A 10819-nucleotide genomic window follows, 5' to 3' on the forward strand; every position below is an offset into this window, starting at 1 on the left:
ACAGGTCGGCGCAACGTTTACAACTACTTCCCGCGCCAAAATAAAATGCCGTTCAGTCGCTTAACTGAACGGCATTACAGCCGATTGGCTGGGTTTTTTTTTGCTCGCGCGCGTGTCAGTACTTGAATAACACGTGGTATCTCAACACCCACCGCAGCACAAAGAAGGTCACCTTGAGCAACGGAACGAGAATGCCGACCGCCCATAGCAAGCCGAACAACGACCCGAAGCACAACGTCTCGCTGAAACCGTTCTTCGGCAGGTGCACCGAAACGAAGGCGAGCAAGAAGAGGGCGAGCGCGATCAGCACGCGACGCGTGACGAAGGGGAGGGCCACGAACTTAGCGTGCATCGTCAGCTCCTTTCCTGTAGGCAATGAATGCGCGGTGAAACAGGTAGGCGGCCTCACACGCGGCGAGTGCGCCAGCAACGAACACCCACATGCGGGCAGCGCGGGTCCAGTCTAGTTGCATGATAGTTTCGAGAAGGGTCATGTACAAATCTCCGTAGCGTTGTAGGTCGTGTCGTTCGACCCATGAACCCATCATGGCATGCACGCGTTAAAGTCAAGGCGCCCCTCGGAATGAATGACGGCGACCGCGCTCGATATGCAAGATATGCGAGACACGTGTCGCCGTGATCGAGTTTCAGAAATCGCCGAGCTTATCTGCGAGGAACGCGTAGTCGAACTGTCCTTCTTCTTCGTTGGAAGTCGCCGGTTTCAGGGGTCCGTGATCGGCTCGGGCGCTTGGATGATCGGGGACCGCAATTGAGTCAGCCGCGCTCGATGCCGGAGTGTCGCGATCCGTGTTGCCCCCGTCATTGTTGACGGAGCCCGCCGAAGGTGAGGTATGGGCCGGCGCGAAGCTTCCGCGCAATGCGTCCTCGGCAAGGCGCTTGAGCAGCGCGGCGCGCTGCCTTGGGTTGGAGACGGCGGTCAGTGCCTTAAACAACGTGGGCGTGACGGCCTCGCTAATCGTGATCTTGACCTCCAATGATCCCATCATGCAGCAACGCCCTCCTTACGCGGCTTCTCGCGCATCATCGCCACTTCTCCGGCCGCGAAAAAGCCCTTGACGTTCGAGAAGCTCGGATTCGACATCATGTCGATCCGGGTACTAGGAAATTCCGCGCGAATGGTCGATGCGTAGAGTGCGGCACCGCCCCCGGTTAGAACGATCGAGCGGAGATCTTCGGTGTGGCCGATGTGGTTGTGAATGATCTTCACGGTGCCGTCGATGACAGGCTGCGACTCGGCGCGATAGGGCGCGAGATCGATATCCTGTCCGGCGAGCAGGTATTTCTTGCCCTCACGTACTGCCTTGTCGATGCGTTCGATTCCATCGGGCGACGCCTTGAGCTTCGCCTTGATGCGCTCTGCGATTTTCTGGAAATAATGCGAGGCGCCGCTCTGATGCCCACCGCTGCGGCGCTCGTCCATTGTGAGGCCGGTCGCGACGACCCAGTCGGTCGTGAAATATCCGACGTCGATGATCAGATGAGGGTTCTCCTGGTCGAACTCGTGGTATTTCGTGAAGTTCACGAGCGCGCCGATTGGCTGCGGCAGGACCATCACCCGGCCGACGGTGACTTGAGTGTTGCCGAAATCCAGTTTGCCAGTGAAGGTTTGGCGAAGGTGTTCCGCGTACTTGTGGAAGTTCTTGACGGGCAGGCCCAGCACCATCCGGTCCACGGAGTCGATATTCGCAAAGTGGAAGGCTCCGCCCAGCAGCGCTGCGTAGCTATCGGTGGTGCAGTAGTTATCGGCCAGCGTGCCGCCTGCGTCGCCGTTGCGCGAACTCAACGGCACACCGGGTCCGACCTCGTAGGTCTTGCCATTCCATTCGATCGCTACGGTCTTCGGGACGGTCAACAGCCCTTGGCTCTCGATAGCGATCGTTTGTTCCTGGTAAGTCGGGGTGAGCGATGGGAAGATCAGGGTTGCGACCTCCGAGCCGTTTCGGAAAGCGACTTTCGTATTACCGTAGCCGACGTCGACGGCGAAGACTGCTGCGTGCGATTTCATTCTCTCTCCAGAGTGTGTCATGTTCAATTCGCGTTCTGCCCGAAAAGTGTCAGATTTCGGGCAGATCCAAACGATGGCGGGAAGCGAGGAAGTCACCGAAAACCAACCGATAAGTGCTCGAAAACGGTTAGAAGCGCGAAGCAAATTTAGAGCTAAATCAAACGGTCAGTTTTCGGGGGGGAGAAATCGGTCAGAAAGTCACCCCGCCATGCCGGTCTACTGTAGCGAGCAACAGACGATGTCAAGGAAGCAAAAGGCAGCATGAATTAAGGAGCTTTCGCCTGCGCACTGACCGAATTCGCGTCTATCCTTCGAAATACCCACCGCGCGACCAGCGCATCGACCCTCCTACAAGGACCATCGAGGGGTTCGCTTTGCCTAGCGAAAACCCCTCTGTCACAGGCCGCAAAGTGATGCGGCCTTTTTCTGAATCAGATCAAGTACAAGGCGACCCACGTTGAGGACGCCGGACACGCGATATCCATTGGGTTTGCGGGCGGTTTTGCCCGAATCTGCGAGTTGAGACGGCTTGGAAGCGGACACGGACACGGTTCTGTGTGCTTCGAATCACGCCGACTCAATGCGCATGGACACATCCTTTCAGCACACGAAGCTGGGTACGTTGCATGAAGCCCGACACACCGCGGCCGATTGAACGTGCTTGGGGATGGGGGTATGGGCAGGCCACAAGAGGCGGCTCATCCCTGTACGGAAGACGAACGGTAGGCGCGACTGGAGAAAAAACAGCGCAAACGAATTACCGAGCAATTGGCCGATGTCGTGCGGTCGCAAGACAGGGCACACGGGCGCAGTGACGCGTTTAGGCCGGCGCGGTAGCCGTAGAAGCGGCGGTCTCAGGTTGGCGCAGCGGAAGCGCGAACACGGGGAAGCGGCGAAGGCAAGACACAACGACGAGGAGGCTGCGTAAGCAGAGCCGGTCGTGAGTAGTGCCAGCGGGACCGTCGCCAGCGGTTTTCACGCGAAGCGTGAGGACGGCAGCACGCAGCAATACGGAGGGTCGATGCACGTTTCTTCCACGTGCGGGGCTATCGAATGGAATCGCTAAAGGACAGGAAGGCAGGACCCGGCGGGGTACGCGGCGCGCAGCGCGATCGAGACCAGGAGATAGGCTCCCTGAGGGGCTCTCAAGCTGCGGCAAATGAAGCGGGCGGGAGAGATATCGCCTGGCCCATAAGAACGCAAGTACGAGGTGCTGATGCGGGCGCCTTAGCGAATTCGTTCTCAGGCGGCGAATGAGCGCAGGGGTGATCGTCGCTTCGGTCGACCACGTGTTGGGACCACTGACCGACATCTCGAAGCGGACGCTGCGTGGTCGGAGTGGCAGTTGTCACTGCGTTTCGAGATCGCTGATGTGAAAACGCGATAGCGCGCTTAAGCATGCGGGAATGACGGGATGGTAAGCGGCGGGATCAGGGCGTGGAGAGAGTCGCACGGCCTTCTTCGACGCGGCAGGGGTGTGCCGGGCGTTCGACTCGGGCCGGCTTCTCTTTGTGCAGTCAGTAGAAAGTCAGATGAACTTTTGGAGAATGTATATGGAAGTGACGTTGAATGTGAAAGCGCTCTTGAGCGACTACCGGCTCCCAGCGGATTTCAAGCGCGAACTCGAGGTTCTGTTCAGGGAAAACGTCAATCGCGTGCACAGTCGGACCCGTCTCAGTTCGAAATCACTTTCAGTTAAAACGCAAGGATATCGGTTACAGAAGCTGTGCCGCTCGTTCGAAGAACTCCGGGAGAACGGCTTTGCGCTGCAATCGCCATGGTCACTCAAGGAAAAGCACATCCGCTTCCTGGTCAATCTTTGGGTCGGAAAAAAGCAAAGCGGCGGCACGATCGAAAACAAGATTACTTACTTTCGTGCGTTCGCGAACTGGATCGACAAGCCAAATCTCGTCGGGACCGTGGGCGACTATGTCGATCGCAAAGAGAATGGTCTCATTCGCTCTTACTCCGCGCTTGAGGACAAGTCGTGGGAGGGCAATCAGGTCGACGCGATCGCCGTATTGGATGAGATCGCGAGGACAGACCCGGTGGTTGCGATGCAGTTGAAAATGCAAGCGGCGTTTGGGTTGCGTGTCGAGGAAAGCTTTCTTCTGAGGCCAAAGGAATCGGTCCGCCACGACGGCCTGCTAAGTGTCACGCGCGGAACGAAGGGCGGTCGAGACCGAGTCGTGCCGATGGAGTTGCAAATATCGGTGTTGGAAGAGGCGATGCAATATTGCAACACGCTGACCGGCTCAACAATCCCCGATGGGTACACCAAGACCCAATGGAGGAATCACTACTATGACGTGCTCAAGCGGTATGGCGTCACGAAAGCAGGCTTGGGCGTCACCAGTCATGGGATGCGGCACGGGTATCTCCAGCAGATGTACGAGAGGCTCACCGGCGTCGCTGCGCCGATCAAAGGAACAGGCGAGAAGGCCGATATCAAGAGTCATCGGGAAGCGATGATTCAGGTGGTTGCGGCAGCGGGCCATAGTCGCCGTCGTAAGGCCAATGCATATCTGGCGAGCTACAACGCCGTCGCCCAACAGAAATCCGCCGCAATTTCCCTGGAACAGGCGCAGGCAGCAGTCGTCAGTGCGGGCGGTGAAAAGAAGGCCGCGGCCAAGCTACTGGGCATCTCACGGCAATCGCTTTATCGCATCCTGGATCGGGAGAAATGTGCCGAATAGAGGGGGGCGCTAAACGGCACATTTACCAGAAGCTAAAAGTCTATACAAATCAATAACTAACGAGTTCAGCGAAAAATCACCAGAGCTACCTGGGTAGCTCTGGTGAGGAGCAGGGCGGCTTAGACGGGTAGCTCAATTCAGCAACCAACTCAGCATCGGGCTCGTCATGGCGTGATAGGTAAGAATCACCCCCAACGCGAGGACGGTGAAAATCTGCGGCGCGAGTTGCGCACGCAGACGATAGGCGGCACGGATGTATTCGACGGGAGACATACTGTTCTTCCTCTAGTTGAATCCCCGGTCGGCGACCAGAGCATAAGATCAGTATGCCGGCCCTGGTGCCAAGTCAAGCTACCAGCGGTTGCGATCTGGGAGATCGTCGACGGCGAGGTTCACGCTGTTCTCGAAATTGCCCTCGTCGCCGCCCGTGGCGGGAATCCGTGGAAACTGGATGGACGCGATCCCGTCGATGTAGATGCGCCTCGCGAGCTGCTGAAGCTTGCGGTAGCGAGCCGCATCGTTAAGCACGGGATCGACGGGCCAATACTCGCTCATCGTGATTTTGCTGTCCGCGATCTTCTTGGCGATCATTCCGAAAATCGGCCCGCGCTTTTCCCAGTCGTCTTCGTTGCGGGACAGAAGGTCGATCAGAAATGCCGCATCGACGGCGCTAATTTCCTTCCGAACGAGCTTGAGGAGGTCGCCTTCTTTCGCCGTCGGTCGCCGCATACGGGCGTTCCAAATTTCCCCGGCTTGGTCCAGCGCGGCGTGCCGGTCGTTGCCGGTCGCGATCCAAGGCGTTTGCATCCCGCACTCTTCACAGTAGATGCAGCAGACTTTCTCGGTCGGCGCCTCGTAGAGCGAGCGCGCTTCCATGTCGTGCGTGGCCGGTGCGAGGCTCGAGCCGAGGCGAGAAAAGTCTCGCTCAGGTGCTGATGGCCGGCCAATCAATCGTTGGGAGAATCCGAACGCCCACGCTCCGCCGCAATGGTCGCAGGGAAACAGTTCGTCAGTCATGGCGGGGTCCTAAGGCGTCGAAAGCCGGCGAGATGAAAAATGTAGGCGGAAGGCATTATAGCCAGCGCCGATCAGGCCCCAATTTCCGCCAAAACCCAGCCCTAGAGGACGAACAACTATGCCGCGACGCGGTTTGATGCGATCGCGTTGTAGTCCTCGTGACTGACCAGTCGGATCGGCGTGAGAGATGGGGCGTCGAAGAGCAGTCTGTATGATCGGCCGACTGGCACAGACAGAAGCTTACCGGCGGATGATTTCAGAAACTTGCCGTCAAGTGAAAGCGGATGGACGCCGCTGCTGACTCGGGCAAGCAGGTCACGTGCCTCGCGTTGAACGGAGCTCAGGTGCCGCACGATGGTCAGATCGATCGGATCAGTCGAGGTCACACTTCGCTTGGGCGCGCGCTTCTCTTCATGCGCGCGTGACTGGTCAGCTTTTCTTTTCTCGGACGCGGCGCAGGTGTGGCAAAACTTGCCCTTGCCATTGTGACCGCAAGCGAACGTCTGTTTCATGGTGCTCTTCCGTCATTGTTGATGAGCTATTGCACCATTTAACGCTGCTCGGTCAAGTCTCGGTTGGCGACGCTTTTGAAGCTCTTTCTTGAGTGGTGAGCGCGTCGAGCTCCTCAGACAGTTCGAGGACCCGTGCGCTCGCGAGCGCCAAGCGGGCGTTCAGCCGATCGATCTGAGCGAGCGCCAGTCCGTATTGCTCGGAGAGCATCGATAGCGCCCAAAAGGGGCTCAGCATTGCGCCGCAAATGGAACAGACAACAACGCCGCCGTTTGGCTCCAGTTTGATTCGCCGATGCGTGCACTCGCCGCGTGGGCGTTCATTCTGTTCAGCGACGGAGACACGCAGGCGAGCAAAAGGAATGACCTTACTCATGCGACCTCGTGCCGCGGGAACTCGTCGTGTACGCGTCCGTCGAGCAACCGGCCTGCAGACTTCTTTCCGAGCGCGATCGAGATTATCGAGGGCTGCGCGACTCGCCCCGCATCGGCAGCCCACTCGTGAGAACGAGCGCCGGTGACACCATACTGGCGGTCGAGGGCGACTTCCTTGGCATCGGGAAGACGGGCCGTCTGCTTTTCGCCGTCGACTGTCATCGGATACCATTCGCCCCATTGTTTGAAAAGGAATGGAACGCCGACGGCCGCGCACTGGTCGCGCAGGGATCGAGCCCATGCATGATGCATGGGGCGTGCGCCGAACCCGCTTTCTCCGCCGACGATGACCCAGTCGATGAGATCGCGCCGGCCCAGTTTATGAATCGGATCGCTGGCGTGCCCGGCACACGTTCCGCAATAGCCATCCGCCATTCCGCCGCCCTGAGAGAAGCCGGTCCCGCAATGAGGATAACTGGGTGTGAGCCAGTCACCGATGTCGACCGCGCCTAGAAGGGGCTCCATACTGAGGAATTTCACGCGCACGGGCGTGGCGAGCAATTTTGAAATATCGCGGTCGGCTTCAGTCTGATTGACGACCGTCGCTCCGAGCCAGACGTTGTCGGGCAATCGCGGCTCATGCAGATACCAGAGATTGGGGCGTTGCGCGGCAACCTCCCGAATCATAGGAACCACACTGCCGATGCGCTTCGTCAGGAGCAACCAGTCGAGATCCTGTGTACTGTCGATAAGATCGAACAGGTCAACGCGCCATGCGGGATCAACCGCGTTATCGAATACATCGGCGAGGGAGGCACAGAATACGCGCTGGCGGCGCCCGTGCTTGGCGAAGAAAGCGTCGGCCTGCGCGTTCCACTGGAGCGGCTTCCGCCAGTTGGCGTGCGACGTTCGAACACGGGGTTGGCCGGCACCCCATCGGACCCGATGCAGGCGGGTGTCCATCATGGACTCAGCGTAGCAGTGGTCGCAACCCGGCGAAACCTTTGTGCATCCGGACCATGGATTGAACGTGTGATCGGTCCACTCGATTTTGCCGTTTTCACTCAAGATTTAGGCTCCTGGGCGTTCAGGTACTTGGCATACTCCGGCCAGTACTCGTCGACGCTTTCCGCGTGCGCTTGGGGCGTACCACACCAGCCATGGACCACGGCCTTGACCTCGGCATGGAGGCTTGGGTCTTTGTCTTCAGCGACGATCTCGGCACGTTGTTTCTTGGTGCGCTCGCCGTGAAGGGCATTGAACGCCGCGGCGACCGCATCAGCTTGCGCACGCGACGGCGCGGCAACGATGTCATCCGGACCTTGAATGTGGAGCATTCATAGTTCTTTTGCGAGCGCGGTACGAGCGGCCGCGATTGCATCTTCAACGGTGGCGAATCGGCAGCGAACGAGAAACGTGTCGTCGCGCGAGCTCGGCACCGGGTCGTGTTCCCACTCGCCGCTCGTGTTGAGGCACGAGAAGCGAGTCCTGACTTTCCACAGATTGGAGCTACATACCTGGCTCGCGCGTTCGATAAATACTTCGTCTCCGCTGGCAGGACGTCCAACGGAGTACGCGACGATTTCGACCTCAGCCGTTGCTTCCGGTGCGACTTGCGCGGCAACGTTACGCCGGAGTGCACCGGCGTGGATGGCGATCTTGGCAAGTCGCTTATATAGCGCTTTCAGATGGTCGATGTCATCTTGATTGAACCTTCGGGCGCGTCCTCATCGTCCTTAGCTCGAGGATAGTCGCCGCGCGAAACCATATCGAGAAAACCGGCCAGTTCGTAGGCGACCTCCTTATCAGCTTCGCACGGGGACGCCTGTTCGGCGGTGCTGCCTGAAACGCATTGTTCTTGTCCAGGAGGGCACGCCGATTGCAGGTGCCGTTGGTTCACTTGTCGTCGGTCGCCTTGATCATGTTGCCGTATTGATAGGACGAGGTTTAGGCCAGCGATTCGGCGCTCGGGCAGAGAAGGCGGGAGATAGCCTCATCGCGGCGATAGTGCTGCTCAATCGCATCGAGGTAGCGACGAAAACAAACCGTGTCTGTGGGGCCACCTTCAACATCGCGATGTGCAAAGAGGAGATCGGTCGGCGCTGATGCATGCTGTTCGAGTGCGCGAGCAGCGGGCTGGTTCGGCAACCACCACCTGTTCCAACGAAGCGTGAATGCGAGCCAGCCGCGTGCCGATCGGTCGATTTCCGGCCACGTCGCCTCGAAGTCGAGGATGGCGCCGAGCGTGCTGAAGAAGACCATGCGCAAGTGGTAGTCGTCGGCCGCCGCGACCACGATCTGCTTGCGCCGTTCGTCGACGGGGTCGATCGAGCTGGCCAGGGCGAGCGCCGGATAGCTCACCTGCCAATCCGCGTCACGCGCGATGGCGCGCTTCAGGAAGAAAGAGTTCGAGTCCATGACATTGCTCGGGAGTGGGAATCGCCTTGAACATATCCCGGCGCTTTGCGCTGTCAAGGCGCGGCGACGGGGAGACGGATTGATTCGAGGGCAGCGGGCGGGATCCATTCCACGCACGGCGTTGCGGCTCGGGCATAGATGGCTTGCTTCTGTGTTTTGCGTGCGAGGTATTGGGCGTTGTCCAGCATGCCGTAGACCTCGATCGCGGTAGGCGTCGAGGTGTCTGTCAACCGAAAATCGGGCAGCGTGTCATCGCCCGGCATCAGACGAAGGGGCTTCTTGAACCTGCGCCGCTCGGCGACAAGCCGGTTCGCCATCGCCACTTCGTAACTCGAATCACAGGGGATGAAGGTGCTGTTGCACAGTTGAAGCGCCACGTCGACGATCCGCAGGTTTCCCTCCTTATCTCCCTTTCCCAGCGTGCGTTCGTTGACGGCCAGCGCCACAACCCGCGCGGTCGGGGCACCGATCTGCGCCCACGCGGATCGGAAAGACTTCGACGCGGCGTCGATGATCGCCTTGGACGCGAAGAGTGTCCGGCTGGTCTGACGCAGCCTCAGGACGAATCCAAACTTCGAGTTGTCGACGCTTCGCACCTCGGTGATGACGATACCGCGTTGGGTGGCTTCAGGCGTCGTGGTGATTCGCGCGAGGAAGCGGTCGAACTCGGCGACGATTGAGGGGCCTTCGCTCTCGTCGTACCTACTCATGACGTGCAGGACGTCCTGCATCGGCTTGCCGTTGAGTTTCCCGTCGCCGAGCGCTGCCAGCAGTTGTGCATTGCATTGGCCCCAGCTGCGTGCCGGCGCGCCCGTCCAGACGTTCAAGCCTGCTTCGAGCCACACGCGCTGCAGAAAGCCGAGAAAGGGCGCACAGCGGCGGGTTGGTCCGGCGCCTGAAAGATTGCTTGCTGATCGGGTAACGGGTTCGACAGTTCGAACGGCCAGCGAGGCGTCGAGCTTTACGTTTAGGCCAGCGGGAGTTTGCCGGATCGCGTCAAGCGAATCAGGATTCGCGCTATCCGCGGACGGCCCTGCTGCGTAAAAGGAGCATGACTGGGCGTCGTGTCGCGGACCTTCATCAGGCCAACGCGCGAGATGGAAGAGCGCGCCGTAACGCCTCACGACAAGCCGTAGTGGGTCACCGCCCGCGCCAGTCGTGCAGCGACATACGGCATATCCCGAGGAAACCTTGGCGCGCTCGAGTTGCCGCGCGTACCTCGCTGGATTGTCCTGGACCTCTTCGAGGGCGACGGTTATGCCGTCAAAAAACTTGCGACATGTCTCGCGGCCTCCCGGAGGGTTCGCTGCGCGTCGTTCGCCGGAACTTTGTGGATGTGAGCCCGGGTGCCGAGGAGGTTGGCCACCTCGCGCACGCTCAGGCAGAACTGTTCCGCGTGGTCGCAACTTGGAAACTGAAGTCCGACCGTCGACACGGTATCGGGTGCGGCGTAGTCTCGGGAAAAAACCGAACCGGTTCCAATCAACGCGTCGATCCAGCTGTCAGGAATGCCGCGCGCAGGGGTCGACGCTGCGCGTGCGCCAGCAGGATCTATCGTGCAATCTTCGAAGCTAACAACGATCAGATTCATGGTTCGGGTGCAGTTACGCTGCAGTTGGGCGGGTGATGCTCTCAGCGGGAGCGGGGCGATCAGAGGCGCGCCGACGTTGGCTGGCCGCGAGCTCGTATAGCGCGAGCGCATGAACCGCCCCGGAAATGTAGGAGACTTCGGATCTTGGCTGTAACGGGAGATTTGAAGCATGGAAAGCGAAGGCAAG

Annotated in this window: 15 protein-coding genes; 1 reads left to right on the forward strand and 14 read right to left on the reverse strand. The window is 59.4% G+C overall.

All coding sequences use genetic code 11. The features are described 5' to 3' along the window. Positions 1-115 precede the first annotated feature (115 nt). The 4 genes from AWB75_RS35185 to AWB75_RS35200 all read right to left on the reverse strand — a co-directional run bounded on the left by AWB75_RS35185 (position 116) and on the right by AWB75_RS35200 (position 2026). Positions 116-352 carry a hypothetical protein gene (locus AWB75_RS35185; protein WP_061128559.1) on the reverse strand — a complete coding sequence of 79 codons (237 nt, stop codon included), beginning with the start codon at positions 350-352 and terminating at the stop codon, positions 116-118. Further along, entirely contained in the window at positions 342-494 is a 153-nt protein-coding gene (locus tag AWB75_RS37900) for a hypothetical protein (protein ID WP_157696110.1), read from the reverse strand. Before AWB75_RS37900 ends, AWB75_RS35185 begins: the two co-directional genes overlap by 11 nt. A gap of 153 nt (positions 495-647) precedes the next feature. Continuing rightward, complete coding sequence (locus AWB75_RS35195) at positions 648-1007, reverse strand: hypothetical protein (RefSeq protein ID WP_061128561.1); 360 nt, start codon at positions 1005-1007, stop codon at positions 648-650. Further along, entirely contained in the window at positions 1004-2026 is a 1023-nt protein-coding gene (locus AWB75_RS35200; RefSeq protein ID WP_061128562.1) for a PRTRC system protein D, read from the reverse strand. The genes AWB75_RS35195 and AWB75_RS35200 overlap by 4 nt, the downstream gene beginning before the upstream one ends. A 1553-nt stretch (positions 2027-3579) precedes the next feature. Between AWB75_RS35200 and AWB75_RS35205 the strand changes: the two genes are divergently transcribed. Then, entirely contained in the window at positions 3580-4722 is a 1143-nt protein-coding gene (locus tag AWB75_RS35205) for an integrase domain-containing protein (RefSeq protein ID WP_061128568.1), read from the forward strand. Between the two features lie 132 nt (positions 4723-4854). Here the strand turns inward: AWB75_RS35205 and AWB75_RS37905 are convergent, their stop codons facing one another. The 10 genes from AWB75_RS37905 to AWB75_RS39075 form a co-directional block, all read right to left on the reverse strand. Then, on the reverse strand, positions 4855-4995 hold the full coding sequence (locus tag AWB75_RS37905) for a hypothetical protein (RefSeq protein ID WP_157696111.1): 141 nt from the start codon (positions 4993-4995) through the stop codon (positions 4855-4857). A 78-nt stretch (positions 4996-5073) separates the two neighbouring features. Further along, positions 5074-5739: a Lar family restriction alleviation protein gene (locus tag AWB75_RS35210; RefSeq protein ID WP_087087176.1), complete on the reverse strand. Its 666-nt coding sequence runs from the start codon at positions 5737-5739 to the stop codon at positions 5074-5076. Positions 5740-5855: 116 nt separating this feature from the next. Continuing rightward, complete coding sequence (locus AWB75_RS35215) at positions 5856-6251, reverse strand: DUF7682 family zinc-binding protein (protein WP_061128564.1); 396 nt, start codon at positions 6249-6251, stop codon at positions 5856-5858. Between the two features lie 52 nt (positions 6252-6303). Continuing rightward, positions 6304-6624 (reverse strand): hypothetical protein, encoded by a 321-nt coding sequence (locus AWB75_RS35220; protein ID WP_061128565.1) that lies wholly within the window; start codon positions 6622-6624, stop codon positions 6304-6306. Next, on the reverse strand, positions 6621-7691 hold the full coding sequence (locus tag AWB75_RS35225) for a phage Gp37/Gp68 family protein (protein WP_061128566.1): 1071 nt from the start codon (positions 7689-7691) through the stop codon (positions 6621-6623). The genes AWB75_RS35220 and AWB75_RS35225 overlap by 4 nt, the downstream gene beginning before the upstream one ends. Beyond that, positions 7688-7960: a hypothetical protein gene (locus AWB75_RS35230; RefSeq protein ID WP_061128567.1), complete on the reverse strand. Its 273-nt coding sequence runs from the start codon at positions 7958-7960 to the stop codon at positions 7688-7690. The genes AWB75_RS35225 and AWB75_RS35230 overlap by 4 nt, the downstream gene beginning before the upstream one ends. A gap of 347 nt (positions 7961-8307) precedes the next feature. Continuing rightward, on the reverse strand, positions 8308-8523 hold the full coding sequence (locus AWB75_RS39070; protein WP_235012412.1) for a hypothetical protein: 216 nt from the start codon (positions 8521-8523) through the stop codon (positions 8308-8310). Positions 8524-8570: 47 nt separating this feature from the next. Next, complete coding sequence (locus AWB75_RS35235) at positions 8571-9041, reverse strand: hypothetical protein (RefSeq protein WP_235012413.1); 471 nt, start codon at positions 9039-9041, stop codon at positions 8571-8573. Positions 9042-9094: 53 nt separating this feature from the next. Next, positions 9095-10300 carry a DUF1173 family protein gene (locus AWB75_RS35240; RefSeq protein ID WP_061128570.1) on the reverse strand — a complete coding sequence of 402 codons (1206 nt, stop codon included), beginning with the start codon at positions 10298-10300 and terminating at the stop codon, positions 9095-9097. Continuing rightward, positions 10297-10819, reverse strand: a 523-nt coding sequence (locus AWB75_RS39075; RefSeq protein ID WP_235012414.1) for a hypothetical protein, incomplete at its 5' end; no start/stop codon positions are given. The genes AWB75_RS39075 and AWB75_RS35240, both read right to left, overlap by 4 nt.

The sequence above is a fragment of the Caballeronia catudaia genome, assembly GCF_001544755.2.
Taxonomy (GTDB): domain Bacteria; phylum Pseudomonadota; class Gammaproteobacteria; order Burkholderiales; family Burkholderiaceae; genus Caballeronia; species Caballeronia catudaia.